Origin of the sequence: Sorangium sp. So ce296 (assembly GCF_051529605.1) — a bacterium.
GTDB classification, from domain to species: domain Bacteria; phylum Myxococcota_A; class Polyangia; order Polyangiales; family Polyangiaceae; genus Sorangium; species Sorangium cellulosum_D.
Window position 1 is genome coordinate 11,070,191 of record NZ_CP150325.1, and the last position, 15,391, is coordinate 11,085,581.

The 15,391-nt window shown below is 69.4% G+C and carries 13 protein-coding genes; 9 read left to right on the forward strand and 4 right to left on the reverse strand.

All coding sequences use genetic code 11. From position 1 onward, the window contains the following. Positions 1–40 precede the first annotated feature (40 nt). Genes WME98_RS41075 through meaB form a run of 3 tightly spaced genes read left to right on the forward strand, consistent with a single transcriptional unit; the run spans position 41 to position 4,140 of the window. The gene (locus WME98_RS41075; protein WP_437947114.1) at positions 41–493 is read left to right on the forward strand and encodes a VOC family protein; all 453 of its coding nucleotides are present in this window, start codon (positions 41–43) and stop codon (positions 491–493) included. Next, on the forward strand, positions 486–3,134 hold the full coding sequence (scpA, locus tag WME98_RS41080; RefSeq protein ID WP_437947115.1) for a methylmalonyl-CoA mutase: 2,649 nt from the start codon (positions 486–488) through the stop codon (positions 3,132–3,134). The genes WME98_RS41075 and scpA overlap by 8 nt, the downstream gene beginning before the upstream one ends. Before the next feature lies 1 nt (position 3,135). Next, positions 3,136–4,140, forward strand: coding sequence for a methylmalonyl Co-A mutase-associated GTPase MeaB (meaB, locus tag WME98_RS41085; RefSeq protein ID WP_437947116.1), 1,005 nt, complete (start codon positions 3,136–3,138; stop codon positions 4,138–4,140). 810 nt (positions 4,141–4,950) lie between these two features. On the opposite strand, the gene WME98_RS41090 is transcribed toward meaB, so the two are convergent. Next, positions 4,951–5,391: a hypothetical protein gene (locus WME98_RS41090; protein WP_437947117.1), complete on the reverse strand. Its 441-nt coding sequence runs from the start codon at positions 5,389–5,391 to the stop codon at positions 4,951–4,953. 37 nt (positions 5,392–5,428) lie between these two features. On the opposite strand from WME98_RS41090, the gene WME98_RS41095 reads away from it, so the two are divergent. Continuing rightward, complete coding sequence (locus WME98_RS41095) at positions 5,429–6,079, forward strand: glycoside hydrolase family 11 protein (RefSeq protein ID WP_437947118.1); 651 nt, start codon at positions 5,429–5,431, stop codon at positions 6,077–6,079. A 627-nt stretch (positions 6,080–6,706) separates the two neighbouring features. Here the strand turns inward: WME98_RS41095 and WME98_RS41100 are convergent. Together WME98_RS41100 and WME98_RS41105 are read right to left on the reverse strand one after the other, a co-directional pair. Next, positions 6,707–7,591, reverse strand: coding sequence for an SDR family NAD(P)-dependent oxidoreductase (locus WME98_RS41100; RefSeq protein WP_129574331.1), 885 nt, complete (start codon positions 7,589–7,591; stop codon positions 6,707–6,709). A 500-nt stretch (positions 7,592–8,091) separates the two neighbouring features. Then, positions 8,092–8,403 carry a hypothetical protein gene (locus tag WME98_RS41105; RefSeq protein WP_437947119.1) on the reverse strand — a complete coding sequence of 104 codons (312 nt, stop codon included), beginning with the start codon at positions 8,401–8,403 and terminating at the stop codon, positions 8,092–8,094. Positions 8,404–8,812: 409 nt separating this feature from the next. Between WME98_RS41105 and WME98_RS41110 the strand changes: the two genes are divergently transcribed. The 5 genes from WME98_RS41110 to WME98_RS41130 all read left to right on the forward strand — a co-directional run bounded on the left by WME98_RS41110 (position 8,813) and on the right by WME98_RS41130 (position 13,605). After that, positions 8,813–9,748 (forward strand): hypothetical protein, encoded by a 936-nt coding sequence (locus WME98_RS41110; protein WP_437947120.1) that lies wholly within the window; start codon positions 8,813–8,815, stop codon positions 9,746–9,748. A 744-nt stretch (positions 9,749–10,492) separates the two neighbouring features. Further along, positions 10,493–10,804 carry an RNA recognition motif domain-containing protein gene (locus tag WME98_RS41115; RefSeq protein WP_437947121.1) on the forward strand — a complete coding sequence of 104 codons (312 nt, stop codon included), beginning with the start codon at positions 10,493–10,495 and terminating at the stop codon, positions 10,802–10,804. A gap of 307 nt (positions 10,805–11,111) precedes the next feature. Next, positions 11,112–11,294, forward strand: a complete 183-nt coding sequence (locus WME98_RS41120) for a hypothetical protein (RefSeq protein ID WP_061628774.1) — start codon at positions 11,112–11,114, stop codon at positions 11,292–11,294. 209 nt (positions 11,295–11,503) lie between these two features. Then, positions 11,504–12,676, forward strand: a complete 1,173-nt coding sequence (locus WME98_RS41125; protein ID WP_437947122.1) for a DTW domain-containing protein — start codon at positions 11,504–11,506, stop codon at positions 12,674–12,676. Positions 12,677–13,128: 452 nt separating this feature from the next. Continuing rightward, positions 13,129–13,605, forward strand: a complete 477-nt coding sequence (locus WME98_RS41130) for an MbnP family protein (protein ID WP_437947123.1) — start codon at positions 13,129–13,131, stop codon at positions 13,603–13,605. A gap of 140 nt (positions 13,606–13,745) precedes the next feature. On the opposite strand, the gene WME98_RS41135 is transcribed toward WME98_RS41130, so the two are convergent. Next, complete coding sequence (locus WME98_RS41135; protein ID WP_437947124.1) at positions 13,746–14,846, reverse strand: hypothetical protein; 1,101 nt, start codon at positions 14,844–14,846, stop codon at positions 13,746–13,748. Between the last annotated feature and the right edge of the window lie 545 nt (positions 14,847–15,391).

Genomic DNA, 15,391 nt, shown 5'->3' on the forward strand with positions numbered 1-15,391 from the left:
GTCGCTGCTCGATGCCGCTCGCTGACCTGGAGGAAGGCGCATGAAGGACCAGATTCCCGGCTTTCTGTTCATCGACCACGTCGCCATGGCCGTGCCCGCCGGGCAGCTCGACGCGCAGGTGAAGGCCTACGAGCTGCTCGGCTTCCGCGAGGTGCACCGGGAGGAGGTCCGGGGCACGGATCAGGTCCGCGAGGTGATGCTCCGCGTCGGCGACAGCGACAACCACATCCAGCTCCTCGAGCCGCTCTCCGCCGAGTCGCCCGTGCAGAAGCTCATCGACAAGAACGGCGGCCGCGGCGGCTTCGCGCACGTCGCCTACCGCGTCGGCGACGTCCAGGCGGCCTTCGACGAGCTCAAGGCGCGGGGCTTCCGCATCATCGACGCGGCGCCCCGGCCCGGCTCCCGGGGCACCACGATCTTCTTCATGCACCCGAAGTCGCGCGACGACGCGCCGTTCGGCCACCTCATCGAGGTCGTGGAGTCCCATGGATGACAGGCTCTTCTCCGAGTTCGCGCCGGCCGCGCTGGAGACGTGGCGACAGGCGCTCGCGCGGGATCTCAAGGGCAAGACCGCGGACGATCTCTCCTGGGCGAGCGCCGAGGGGCTGCTCGTGCCGCCGATCTTCGCGCCGGACAGCCCCCCGCTCCCCGCGGCGGAGGGCGGGCCGCTCGTCGAGTCGCTCGTCGCCGAGCTCCGGGGCGGCGCGCCGGAGCTGCGCTTCACGCTCGGCTGCAGCTATTTCCTCGAGATCGCCCGCCTCCGCGCCGCGCGCCTCCTCGCCGAGCGCCTGCGGCCGGGCGCCACCGTCACCGCCGTCATCCCGTCGGCCGCCGTGCCCGGCGACGAGCCGCACAAGAACCTGCTCCGCGGCATCGTGGCGATGATGGCGGCCGTGGCCGGCGGCGCGGACGACGTGGTGATCACGCCGCCCGAGCGCCTGCTCGGCAACGCCCGGGTCATCCTCCGCGAGGAGGCCCACTTCGAGGCCGGGGGGAGCCCGGCCGCGGGCTGCTGGTACGTCGAGCAGCTCACCCGGAGCCTCGCCCGGGCGGCGCTGCGGCAGATCGACGGCGCCGCGGAGCTCCCCGCGCCGGCCGCGGCCCCGGAGGGCGGCGCGCCGCTCGAGCACCTCGGCTTCACCGCCGGGATTCCGCCGTTCCTGCGCGGGCCGTATACGAGCATGTACGTGGTCCGCCCGTGGACGATCCGCCAGTACGCCGGGTATTCGACGGCCGAGGAGTCGAACGCGTTTTACCGGCGCAACCTGGCCGGCGGGCAGACCGGGCTCTCGGTGGCCTTCGACCTCGCGACCCACCGCGGCTACGACTCGGACCACCCGCGCGTGGTCGGCGACGTGGGCAAGGCCGGCGTGGCCATCGACACCGTGGAGGACATGAAGGTCCTCTTCGACCAGATACCGCTCGACAAGATGAGCGTGTCGATGACCATGAACGGCGCCGTGCTCCCCGTCATGGCGTTTTACATCGTCGCCGCCGAGGAGCAGGGCGTGCGGGCAGAGCTCCTCTCCGGGACCATCCAGAACGACATCCTCAAGGAGTTCATGGTCCGGAACACGTATATCTACCCGCCGGCGCCCTCGATGCGGATCGTCGCCGACATCTTCCGGTTCGCGGCCGAGAAGATGCCGAAGTTCAACTCGATCAGCATCAGCGGCTATCACATGCAGGAGGCGGGGGCGACGGCCGAGCTGGAGCTCGCGTACACGCTCGCCGACGGCCTCGAGTACCTGCGCACCGGCATCGCGTCGGGCATGGATATCGACGATTTCGCCGGCCGATTCTCGTTCTTCTTCGGGATCGGCATGGACCATTTCACCGAGATCGCCAAGCTGCGGGCGGCGCGGCTGCTCTGGGCGAAGATCGTGAAGGGCTTCCAGCCGAAGAGCCCGAAGTCGATGGCGCTCAGGACGCACTGCCAGACGTCGGGCTGGAGCCTCACCGAGCAGGACCCGTTCAACAACATCACGCGCACGGCCATCGAGGCGCTCGCGGCCGTGCTCGGCGGCACCCAGTCGCTGCACACGAACGCCCTGGACGAGGCGCTGGCGCTCCCCTCGGACTTCTCGGCGAAGGTGGCGCGCGACACCCAGCTCTTCTTGCAGAAGGAGACCGACGTCTGCCGCGTCATCGACCCGTGGGGCGGCTCGCACCACGTCGAGCGCCTCACGGACCGGCTGGCGCGGCGCGCGTGGCAGTTCATCCAGGAGGTGGAGTCGCTGGGCGGCATGGTCAAGGCGATCGAGAACGGTCTGCCCAAGATGCGCATCGAGGAGGCGGCGGCCCGCAAGCAGGCGCGCATCGACGCGGGGCGCGACATCATCGTCGGCGTCAACGCGTACCGGCTGGAGCGGGAGGCGCCGCTGGAGCTGCGCGAGGTCGACAACACCGCGGTGCGCGAGCGCCAGGTCGCGCGGCTCGGCGCCGTGAAGGCGGCCCGCGCGGAGGCCGCGGTGGGCGAGGCGCTGGCCGCGCTCACGCGCGCCGCCGCGACGGGCGAGGGGAACCTGCTCGCGCTGGCCGTGGACGCCGCGCGCCGCCGCGCGACGCTCGGCGAGATCTCCGAGGCGCTGGAGCGCGTCTTCGGGCGCTACGAGGCCCCGGTGCGCGCGGTCAGCGGCGTGTACGGCGCGGAGATCCGCGACGCGGGCGCGGGCCGCGAGGTGGAGGCGCTCGTCCGCGAGTTCGCCGCCCTCGAGGGGCGCCGCCCGCGCATCCTGGTCGCCAAGATGGGGCAGGACGGGCACGACCGGGGCATGAAGGTGATCGCGACCGCCTTCGCGGATCTCGGGTTCGACGTCGACATCGGCCCGCTCTTCCAGACGCCGGACGAGGTGGCCCGGCACGCCGTCGAGAACGACGTCCACGTGGTCGGCGTCTCGTCGCTCGCGGGCGGCCACAAGACGCTGGTGCCCCAGCTGCTCGACGCGCTCGGGGCGGCGGGCCGCGGGGACATCCTCGTCGTGGCCGGCGGGGTGATCCCGCCGCAGGACTACCGCTATCTCGAGGAGCGCGGCGTGGCGGGCGTCTTCGGGCCGGGGACGGTGATCCCCGACGCCGCGGCGCGGATCGTGCGCACGCTGGTCGACAGGCTCTCGGCGCAGGAGGCTCGCTAGGTTGAAGCCGGATCCGAGGCAGCTCGTCGACGGTCTCGTCGCGGGCGACCGCGCGGCGCTCGCGCGCGCCATCACGCTGGCCGAGAGCGCGCTCCCCCGCCATCAGGAGCTCGCCGAGGAGGTCCTGGAGCTGTGTCTGTCGCACGCGTCGCCGCGCGCGGGCGACGCCGTGCGCCTCGGCGTCAGCGGCGTGCCGGGCGTCGGCAAGAGCACGTTCGTCGACGCGCTCGGCGTGCACCTCGTGCGCGAGCGGGAGGAGACGGTCGCCGTGCTCGCGGTCGACCCGACGAGCCCCGTTCACGGCGGCAGCATCCTCGGCGACAAGACCCGGATGCCGCGGCTGGCGAGCGATCCGCGGGCGTTCATCCGCCCGTCGCCGTCGGGCGGCTCGCTCGGCGGCGTGGCGCGGGCGACGCGCCAGGCGATCGTGCTCTGCGAGGCGGCGGGCTACCGCAACATCCTGGTGGAGACCGTCGGTGTCGGGCAGTCCGAGGTCGCGGTCGCCGACATGACGGATTGCTTTCTGCTGCTCATGCTCCCCGGGGCCGGGGACGAGCTTCAGGGGATGAAGCGGGGGATCATGGAGCTCGTCGACCTCGTGATCATCAACAAGGCCGACGGCGGGGGCGAGGGCCGGGCCGCGCGCGCCAGGCGCGAGTACGAGGCCGCGCTGCACCTGTTCCCGCCGCCGCCCCACGGCTGGGCGCCCGTGGTGGGCGTCTGCTCGGCCCAGGAGAACCGCGGCGTCCGCGAGGCGTGGGAGCTCGTGCTGCGCCACCGCGCGCACATGCAGGAGAGCGGGTGGCTGCATCGCCGCCGGGCCGCGCAGGCGCGCCGCTGGCTGGTCGAGCTGATCGAGGGGCACCTGCGGGAGGCGTTCCTGCGGAGCGCCGCCGTGCGCGAGCGGATGCCGGGGCTGGAGGGGCTGGTGGAGGCCGGGGCGCTGAGCCCGCTGCGGGCCGCGCGGCAGCTGCTGGAGGCCTGGGAGGCGGCGGGGAAGGGGTGACGGGGGGCCACCGGGCCGGGCGCCGGGAGCGGTAGGTCGGCGCGCGTCGTGGCCAGAGGAGGCGCGCGCCGCCCGGAGGGTGTCGAGAGGCTCTCGGTAGAATTGAAACCCAACCCAAAGGCTGCCGAGAGCCTCCCGGTAGAATTGAAATTCAACCCGGAGGGCGGACGACGAGCCCGCTCCCAAACGCAAGCGGGGCGCTTACCGGCCGTGGGCCGAGCCTCTGCGCCGCACGCTTGCGATCGATGTCCTCGCGTGTCCAGCTTGCAAAGGCAGGATGAAGCTCGTCGCCATGCTCACCGAGCCAAGGAGCATCGCCCGCTTCCTCACCGCGCTTGGCGAGCCCACCGACGTTCCAGTGCGCTCCCCTCTGTGCCAACGTCGGGTGAGACAAACTGCCTCTGGAAATCTGTGGTGAAAGGGCGGAGAATGGACCTGACCCGTGCCGAAGCTTTCCCATCTCCGATCCGTCGATCCTACCCCCGCCCCAGCGGCGCAGGGCGCTGCGCCCCGCCCGAGTGGCGCCGCCGTCGAGAGCGTGGCGAAGCCGGGCAAGAGGCGGAAGTTCTCGGCGGCGGAGAAGCTGCGCATCGTTCGCGAGGCGGCTGCGTGCACCCAGCGCGGGGACATTGACGCGTCGCTGCGTCGCGAGGGCATCGACAGCCCCCTCCTGGCGGCGTGGCGCAAGCTGCTCGCCCTCCACGGCAGCGAGGCTCTCGCGGAGCGTAAGCTCGGTCACAGTCCGCACGATGTACCGGCTGCTCGCCGCCTCCGGCGAGAGCGGGGAGCGGCGCGCGCAGCGTGGGCCGATCAACCTTCCAGAGAGAGCGTGGCCCAGGGCACAATTGCTCGAGAATGGGCGAAGGTATAAGCCGTGAAACATCGCATGATAACAATCGTCAGCAAGCAATTCTGGAAAGCGTCCATGAAAAATTTGCAGCAGAATCGGTCCTCTCGTTGGTTCATACTGGCGTTCGCGTCAGTCGCGCTAGCAGGCTGTGACGGTGGTGCCGATACCATGGAGCCCTCGGGCGGCTCATCGTCTTCTAGCAGCTCGTCATCCTCCAGCTCCAGCTCCAGCTCCAGCTCATCTTCGAGCAGCTCTAGCTCGTCTGCGAGCAGCTCTAGCTCGTCTGCGAGCAGCTCTAGCTCGTCTGCGAGCAGCTCTAGCTCGTCTGCGAGCAGCTCTAGTTCTTCTGGTTCTGCTGGAGGCGGGGATACGACGGGTCCGCCTCTCCCTGATTTCTCCAAGTATTCAGCCTACACTGAGCAATACACTGAAAAAACCGTGATCACTTCAAATCACGCAACGGGTCATGTTGGTGATTTTTTCTTCACCCACTGGAAAGATGGCGGCTCGACATCTTTGACTGTGGACCCGAATGGCGAATTCAGCGTGACCTGGCAGGGCGGTGGCTATAACTATGTCGGTGGTCCGGGATGGCATTACGGAGATGAGAACAGGGTGATCGGCTACCGCTTGAATAACGACAGCGGCGCGAGCTATATCGCTTTGTACGGCTGGGGGTACGACAAGACCATGCCTACTTCGAACCCGGCACACCTGGTGGAGTATTACATTCTGCAACGATGGAGTTATGACCCCAGCCAAGGTGCTACCGCTGGCAAGACCTTCGTGAGCGATGGGGTTGAGTATTCCACGTACCGCTCAACGCGGCAGCAGCAGCCCTCTATCAATGGTCGCTCCACTTTCTACCAATACTGGAGTAAGCCTGCTCGGCCGCAGGCCCTCGGACAGGACCACAAAATCATATTCGCCGATCACTTGAAGGCATGGGCCGATACCGGCTGGATTGTTCCGAACATGAACAATCTGGATGCGAGTGACGATCCCACCTATCAGGTCATCGCCGTCGAGGTGTTCAACCCCGGCAGCAATGGAACTGCATCTGGTCGCGTTTGGGACGAGACGCCCTAATCGAAAGAAATGTGGCGCTCCTGAGCGTTTCGTAGGTGTACGGCGCGAACACCGATATCCGTTCTGTAGACCGGATCCTCGCGAGGTGCGCGCCGTCGCCGTAGATTCGCGACACGATGCAAGAGCAAGAGCGGCCTGCGACGACGGGTGGCTGGGCGCAACAGCAGCCGGGGGAAGGGCGCGGTCGACGCCGACGTCGCCGCCCGCGTGAAGGTCGCCCGCAGGCGCACGAGGTGCTGGCGATGGTGCAGGCCCGGCTCGCGAGGCTGCCGCCTGGGGCCCGGGCCGTCCTGCGCGCCGCGAGCGTGTTCGGGGAGGTCTTGTGGGAGGGGCAAACAATTCGCAGACGCATAAATGATCCTGAGTGGTTCCGATAGGTTGGCTGCTGTGCCCGGCAGCTGCGCGACAAGCGCGGGGAGGCCGGGGAGCTGTACGGAGCCATGGGCGTGCGCCCGTGCCGGTGCTGGGTCGCGGGTCGTCAAGGGCGTGGCTTCGGATCGCTGGGCCTGGGGCACGCGCTCGGGGCTGTGGTCGTTCACCATCCAGCAGCTCGACAGTGAGGAACTCGGCGCGGCCGCCGTCGAGCATATGGCGCCGGAGTCTATTCAATGTGCTCACGGATCCCGCTCACGCGTCGGCGTCAATGCTCTTGGGCTTGGCGCCGGCGGCCAGCATCTCCTCGCGCATGCGCTTGTGCCTGTAGCTGGCTAGCTTGAGGCTGAGCGCCGGAGACAGGCGATCGAGGTACCAGAACGCCTTCCACCATTTGGGCAGGACGATGATCGCCTCGTTGCGGGCGACGGCGTCGAGCGTGCGGCGTGCGAGCTCTTCGGGGGGGATTGGGCGCAGGCGCTCCGACATGCGCATGATGGCCTCTTTGGAGACGTTCTCCACGTTGATACGGCCGTACACACCGCCGGTGAGGATGGGTGTGCGGATGGTGCCGGGGCACAGGACGGAGGCGCGGACGCCGTAGCGCTCTGCCTCCACGCGGAGGGCCTTGGTGACGGCGACGACGGCGTGCTTGGTGGCGGTGTAGGCGCCCTCGTTGAAGCCCGCGACGAGGCCTGCGACGGAGGCTGTATTCAAAATGTGTCCTGAACCCTGCTTCACCATGATCGGGTAGACTGCCTGGATGCCGTAAACGACGCCGCGCAGGTTGACGTCGATGACGTCGTCCCAGTCCTCTTGCACGTGACTGGCCATCTCGCCCCCGACGACGATGCCGGCGTTGTTGAACAGGTAGTCGATGCGGCCTGAGCGCTGCAGCGTGTCTTTTGCGATGGCCTTGAAGGCCGGCAGGCTGCGCACGTCGAGCTCGGCGGCGGTCGCGCGGCCTCCGCGGTCGGTGATGCCTTTGGCGACCTCCGCGGCGACGCTGTGCTGGCGATCCGCCAGCACGACCTCGCACCCTCGATGGGCGAGCTCTTCACCGAGCGCGCGGCCGATGCCGGAGGCGCCTCCGGTGACGATTGCGACCTTGTTTTCAAGCGTTTTCTGGTTGGTGCTCATCGGGCGCGGACGCTATCACGTTCACGCGCCGCGCACGATATGCCCTTCGAGATCGATGTGTAGACAGCAGCGCCGCGACGACTTGGCCCAGCGACCGCGAAGGCGTGCAAACCAGCCAGACAGCGCGCAAGTATTCGGAATTACACGGTTCGTATCCCACTGCGTCGGGCGCTGATCCTCCGGAGAAGCGAGTGCCACAACATGAGCGATATCATGCAGTTGCGCGCGGTCTGGCCGTTCTGGTCTCCTCGGGGGCGCTTTCGCGGTTGGGAAGCGACGCCGGTGAGCGGTGAGAGCGGTGCCGCGGCGCGGCCGCATGTTCGTACCGGGGGCGGGCGTGGTCATTGCGGACGTGGCCGACAGTCCCGTCCCCCGGTCGCTCGCCGGACCAGGGCTGCTCGCGCACGTGCTGGTGAGCAAATACGGCGACCAGGTCTGCTCAGTCCGGTCTCGCCGCTGGTGCCGGCGCCCTGCCGTCGCTCTCGCATCACAAGGCAAGCCTATGTCCCGGACCTGCTCGGCGTCAGGATGGGGTCTACCGAACGCGTACTGTACGGATACGCGCCCACGACATCGGCCACGCTCGTCGCGATGCCGAGAACCGCGACCCATCTACCGTGGATTCCGCGTCTCATGATCAGGCTGAGCGCGAGCGTCGCAGCCCCCAGCAGGAGACCGATCGCGTGCAGGCCGCCGTAGAAGATGGCGATGACGAGCGCCGCCACGTCCGGCGTGCCGATGCGTATGCCGTACACGGGATAGACGAGGCGACCGTGGACGATGCACAGGACGGCGATGACCGGAGCCGCCACCGGCGTCCCCTGCGGGCGAACGAGGTGGAACCTGCGTCGAGGGGATGCCTCGGCCCGTCGCGGAGCAAATGCCCTGATCCGGGTGACCCGAGCGTTCACGATGCCTCCGTGGATCCGCGCGTCCGCCAGGTCGCGGAGTATGCCTGCGAGCCCCGCAGGCTGTGGCGTGAACCTCCCGGCTTCGACCGCGCGCTCTGGCGCGACGCGGCGCCCACCTCGGCCTCCAGGTGGGGCTGGAGCCGCTCGACGCGCTGGTCCTCGCGGGGACGCCCCCGCGGCCGGAGGCGCGCGCTCCCGCGAGAAAAATCCCCCCGCCGGCCGGCCTCGACCAGAGCGGGACGACGGGCGCTCCTCCTGGTCCATGGTCCCGCGGAGGGCCCCGGGCCGGAGAACTCGCTAAGATATCGGCATGCGTCCGCTTGTCTTGTCCCTCGCCGCCCTCGCTCTCCTGCTCCCGGCCGCCGCGCCGGCGCTCGCCGAGGAGACCGTCAAGGAAGAGGATTGGGCGAAGGCCCGTGGCTTCCGCCTCGGCGTGGAGGCGGACGTGCTCGTCAGCACCATCGAGGCGAACCTCCCGCGCCGGGAAGCGGCGAGCGGCGGCGGGACGAGCGCCGGCGGGGAGGCGAGCTCCTTCGCGGCGTCCTTCGCGGCGGTCGCCCAGATCCCGCTCTTCGCGGGGCTCCACCTCGACGCCGAGCTGCCCTTCGCGTACGGGAGCAGCCAGGCGAGGCCGCCCGACGCGGCGGTGGGCGACGCGGCGACCGTCGCGCCGGAGCTCGAGGGGTTCTTCTTCGGCAACCCCTCGATAGGGCTCCACTACGTCGCGAGCGTCTTCCCCACGCTGATGGTCGTCGGCGGGCTCTCGGCCTCCATCCCGATCACGCAGGACCCGTCCGACGACACGGCGGCGGCCGCGGCGGCGGCGCTGGCCGTGCGCGGGTACTTCGACGCGCAGCGGACGCTCCTGGAGCACGTCCCGCTGCGCGCCCGCGGCGGCGTCGAGCTGCGCCCGATCGAGGCGTTCTACGTGCGGAGCGATCTCGTGGCGATGTTCGCCATCCCCACCGATGACGGGGAGACGGAGGTCTTCATCGAGCACGCCACCGAGGCGGAGCTGCGCAGCCTGGGCGGGTTCGGGGTCGGCGCGCGGCTCCAGGCCGCGTTCCCGCTCACGCGGACCGACAAGGTGGTGCTCGCGGCCGAGCCCTTCGTCGGGGTGGAGCCGCCCACGTCGGGCCTGTACTTCCGGGCCGGGCTGCTCGTGGCGCTGGACGAGCCGCTCGGGTTCGGCCTGGAGCAGGGCAAGCTCGCGACGGTCCGCGTCGCGCTGGGGGGCAAATTCTGAGGCGGCCGCGGCCGCTGGCCACGAGAGCCACGGGCCGCGGCGACCTCCGACAGCCAGAGCAGACGGGCTCAGAGTCATAGCGAGAGCATAAAATTGACGCCCTATGTATTCGCGGCGTGGAGGAAGTGCGCGGACGAGCGTCAACGATGCCAGTTCGTCGGGACGCAACCGTGGCATACGGCGCGGGCGATCAGTGGTTTTATCGGACCGCGACCAATGGCATCGACTGTAACAACGACACCTCTCCATCGGAGAGCCCGAGGAGCTGGGCGGTCGTGCCCGCGCGGTCGGCACAGGCCACCGACCTCGCCGCTGCTCCCGTTCGCCAGGGGCGTCACCGTGACGTCGGGTACAAGGGAATACTTCTGGAGCCCGGCGACGGCGGCGGGCTCATCACCGGCGGATCGGCGCCGCCTTCTGCAAGGGCCGTCCGCGCCTGTGCCCTGACTCCTCGCAGATCGCCCGGGACACGCCGCGCATGGAAGAATCCTGCACGGTACCCCTTGCGCATCACGCCGTGCCGGAGTACCCTGCCTTCCTCACGACGTCACTGGCCCTCGACACGATGCTTTTTCTCCCTCCGTACGAGGGAGGCGTTGCTCGCGCGGATGACTGGACGACGCACCGTGTGCCTGCGCGGGATTCGCCGCGCGGCACGTCACCGTTCGATCCGCAACGGCTTCATCGAATGGCAGGCGAATGAGCGCTCACGAGCGCAGCTGCAGGCCGTGAAAGCAACGTGTCATGGGTAATCGTCTTTACGTCGGCAACCTCTCGTACAACACCACGCGCGAGTCCCTCGAGAGCGCCTTCTCCGGCAGCGGCGAGGTCCGCGAGATCTCGATGCCGACCGATCGCGAGACCGGCCAGATGCGCGGGTTCGCGTTCGTCACGATGGGCTCGGCCCAGGATGCGAACAGCGCGATCTCGCAGCTCAACGGCTTGATGCTCGACGGGCGCGCGCTCAAGGTCAACGAGGCGCAGGAGCGCCCGGCCGGCGGCGGCGGCGGCGGCGGGCGCGGCGGCTTCGGCGGCGGCGGCCGCGGTCGTTACTGATCGCGCTGCTCGAACCGTCGAAATAGGGCGGCGGACCCCGAAGGTCCGCCGCCTTTTTTGCCACCGCGTGAGCCTGCGCACGAGCCAGTCGAGCTCGAGCGGACTACCGAGCGCGCCGGAGATGGCCTCTCCGCGTGCTCGTCTCGTCGAACGTGCCAGAGAAACCAGGCTGCTCGTGTAACGTGTGGGCACACGCTCCGGCTCGACCGCGACCACATGTCGGTCCGTCCGGGCGTGCGCCGGCAGATCTCACCGAGAAGCCTATTCCAGGGCGCCCGATCAAAGGCGTCCTGAACCTGGAGTCATCATGCAACGACAGACCGCGTTGAAGCGCCAGAAAGAGCGCGCCCGTATCGAGAAGCAGCGCGAGAAGACGGCGAACCGCCTCGAGCGCCGCAATGACAAGGGATCGAGCGGCGGTCTGGCGCCGGGTGAAGATCCGGATATCGCCGGCATCGTCCCAGGGCCGCAGCCGCCCGCCGTCGATTGAGCCCGGTCACCGCGCCGCGCCGCCCTGCGCGGCGCAGGTCGCGAGCCGATGCCCTGCCGGGATAGACCTTCCTGGCGGCTCACGCCCGGCTCCTCGAGGGGGCTCGGCCTCGCCAAGGCGCGCAGACGCCAACATCTCGTTCTCGTCGTGGCGCCCTTGGCGGTTCACTTCTCGGTCGATCGACCCGGCCGGTGTTCTAGGGTGCCTCCATGCGCGACGTCTGCTGGCGCTGCCGGCGCCCCCGTCCGGTCTGCTACTGCTCGCTCCTGCCCTCCTTGCCGACGAGGACCCGGGTCGTGCTCCTCCAGCACCCGCGCGAGCGGCGCGTGGGCATCGGCACGGCGCGCATGACCCACCTCTCGCTGCCCAACTCCGAGCTGCACGAAGGCGTCGTCTTCGAGGACGACCCCAGGATCGCCGCCCTCGCCGCCGATCCGACGACGGCCGTGCTCTATCCCGGGGGCGACGCGCGCCCGGCGGACGATGCGCCGGTGCGCTCGCTCATCGTCGTCGACGGCACGTGGTGGCAGGCGAGGAAGATGCTCGCGCTGAACCCCCGCCTGGCCGCGGTGCGCCGCATCGGCGTCACGCCCCGGGCGCCGGGCAACTACCGCATCCGCAGGGAGCCGCGGCCCGAGTGCCTCGCCACGGTCGAGGCGGTGGCCAGCGCGCTCGGCGCCCTCGAGGGCGAGCCCGCGCGCTTCGACGCGATGCTGCGGGCCTTCGCGTTCATGGTCGACCGGCAGATCGAGCACCAGGCGCGGAGCACGGCCCCGCGGAAGCGGCGCGCCGAGGCGCCCCCGCCGCTCGCGCCGCTGCGCCCCTACCTCGCGGATCCGGCGAGGGTGGTGCTCGTCGACGGCGGCGCCAACGCCGGTTGGCCGGCCGCCGACGGCGCGGTCGAGCCCAGGTCCGAGCTCGTGCACCTCGTGGCCTGCCGCGCCTCGGGCGAGCGCTTCGAGGCGTTCCTCCGGCCGCGGCGCCCGCTGGGCCCGAGCGTCGCGCACCAGCTCGAGGTGCCCGAGGCCCGCCTGCGCGACGGCGAGGACGCGTGCGCCGCCCTGGCCCGGTTCCGCGCCTTCGTCGGCGACGGCGTGCTGGGCACGTGGGGCGTCTTCACGGTCGACCTGCTCGCGCAGGAGGGCCTCCAGCGCTCGCCCTTCGTCGACCTGCGCGACCTCTGCATGCGCCACCTGCGGCGGCGCCCCGGCGGCATCGCGAACGGGGCGCGGGCGCTCCGGGCCGGGGAGCCGGCGCCGTGGGGCGCCGGCCGGTGCGGGCGCACGGTGGGGTGGCTCGAGGTCGTGCTCGCGCGCCTGCTCGAACTCGCGGGGGAGGACACGGCAAAAGGCAGCCAGAAGCGCCCTGCGGGAGGCGATTGACGGTATCGGTGGCCAGACGTCTGGACGAGCGCCGGTCATCAGAGAACAGCCCCGAGCTCCCCTACGTGACAGCCCCGAGCTCCCCTACGTATGGAGCGGCGGCTCGTATTCGTCGTGGCGGTGGCCCCGGCGCATGGTCCGCCCGCCGCGGTCCCCGCCGACGAGACAAGGCGGCGTATCCACCGAGAGACACCTCGAGGAAGCGACGCCTCAGAGCGCTTGAGAGGCTCCGGGCCGCTTGGAGGAAGCTGCATCGCGGATCTGGGAATGCAACCCTGATAGCCTCCGTCTGAGCTGCCTCAGGTGCGTCTACACTGGCTCTTGATAGGCGCTCTCGGGCACGTTTCGCACGGATGCCGCCGGCTCCCCGCGGAGGACGGCCGCGAGGTGCGACAAATTGATGCATCCCAGGAGAGCCGACTTTCGAGTAGGCTGCTATCCGTTCCGGCGCGGTGGTGACGACGCTGCCGCCTCGTAGCTTGAAAGGTTGCCCGATGGTTGGTTCGATGGCTCGTGTCACGTTCCTGAGCGTGGCCTGTCTCGCGGCGCTGAGCGGGTGCGGCGAGGGCGACGAGGACATCGCCTCGAAGACGTTCGCGCTGAGCTTCGCCGCCAAGGTCGGCGACAAGCCGTTTTCCTGCACGACCACATTCGACGGAGTCGGCACGACCCGATCGGCGGTGAAGCCGCTCGATTTTCGTATGTACGTCCATGATGTCCGGCTTGTGCGCGACGACGGGTCCGAGGAGCCGCTCTCGCTCGATCAGGACGGCAGTTGGCAGCGCGACAAGGTCGCGTTCCTCGACTTCGAGGACGGCACGGGGACCTGTGAGACAGGCAGCCCGGAGACGAGGACCGAGATCGTGGGCACCGCCCCGGCCGGCGATTACGCCGGTGTCAGGTTCAACCTGGGGTTGCCCCCTTCATGAAAAGCTTGACCGATCCGGAATTCGCGGCCGTGGTGGACGGCGCGCAGGCGCCGTAGCCCGTCGAGCGCGGGTCCGTCGCGAGCGCGCCACCGCGCTGGGAGCACGGCGCCAGACCGCAGCCCCCCAGCGCCCCAGGCGGGCTACTTTGCGATCTTCCGGATCTTGCCCTCGCCAGCCCAGTAGACGCCCGTGCCGTCCACGGCGAGGTCATAAAGCTCGCCGGTGGACGCCAGGACCTGGGTGCCGGTGCCGTCCTTGCACATCGCCCGGAGGGCTGTTCCATCGAGCCAGTAGATCCTCTCGTCATCGACGACGACCCTCGTCCCTCCGGTGGCGAGCTGGACGGGGGTGCCGCCGCTCTTGGGCATTCTGTAGACCCCGTTGGCGGCGTAGTAGACGTTGGCCCCGTCGAAGTCGAGATACCAGGTCAGACGAGGTATGAACCTGGTCGGCGCTGCGGCGCCAGACTTGGGCGCCGTCATGATGCCAGATGAGGCGATCTCGCGATAGTACAGGCTATCGCCGTCCTCGAACAATGACGTCCGCAACCCGCCCCCGCGAGGGACGACCACGGAAGGGGTCCCGCCCGAGAGCGGCCGGGCGTAGATGTCGTAACGATTGTTGCCAATCCAGTAGATACGGGTCGAGTCCACCGCCACCCCCGACGGGTAGCCGCCGGCGATCGGCAGCGCGGTGATGGTGCCGTCCGGGTTCACCCTGTTCAATTTGCTCCCGAGGCCGGGACCGCTGCCGGCGAAGTAGGCGTAGGGGCCGCTTCCCACGAGCTCGGTCACGTACGTGAGCCTATCGATGAGGATGCTCTTCGCGCCGCCGGCCTTGGGGACCCTGCCGACCTCGTCGTCGCCGACCTCGGAGCCATAGCCGCCGCCGTAGTACACGTACTGGTCCGTCAGCGCGAGCTGAAGTGCGCCGTTGGTGTTGACGGTCGCGAGATCGATGGGGGTGCAGCTCCCGTTGCACAGCGGCGCGCACGCAAGCGTGGGGGCGGAGGTACTGCCGCCGGGGGCGGCGTCGTCGCCTGAGCCATCGCGGCTCTCGAGCGCGCCCTCTGCCCGGCCTTCCTCCAGGCTCGCGCCAGCGACGTCCACCTCATCGAGCGAGCCGATGCAGCCGACCATGGCGGCAGAGAGGAGGAGGGCCGAAGCGGCGTAGAACGAGGTCTTCGTTCGGGCGAGGGCTTCGGCTCGGGAGGAACGGGGACCTGCGATACGTTCTTTCATGCACACACCTTGTGGAAGATCGCGCGTCGCGCGGCGATGAGGAGGCATGAGCCTCGGTTGAACAGGCGCGTCGAGCCGCCAGTGTCCCTACCGCTATTCACTTGGGATATCCACCTGTATATTTCCACCGTGACGGTGGGATCGTTTACCGATGGATGAGGTGGGCTTGCGAGTGATAGCGCGCTCAATTACGCGCGCAACCATACGCGTATTCGATCGTGCGTTGATTCGTCCGCCGTACGAACATAAAGCGTACCAGGACGCATGAGAGCTTGACGCTCGTCTTCTGGAGTGCATCGAGCGTTCGATGCACCTCCACCCACACAGGCGATGTCTGTGCCTCGCGACACAAGAGTGACGGCCAGCGACGACACTCTGTCGGCGATGGCAGACAGGTTCGCGCGCGCTCGCCGCCTCGCCGAGCGCCCGTGGCCGGTGACGCATCGCAGCGAAGCGCGCTGGCAGAGAAGCGCGCGCCGGATCCGGGCGGATCGCGCCGGCTTGACCGTGGTCAAGGCGACCTTGTACCGTCTGGCCACCCTCGT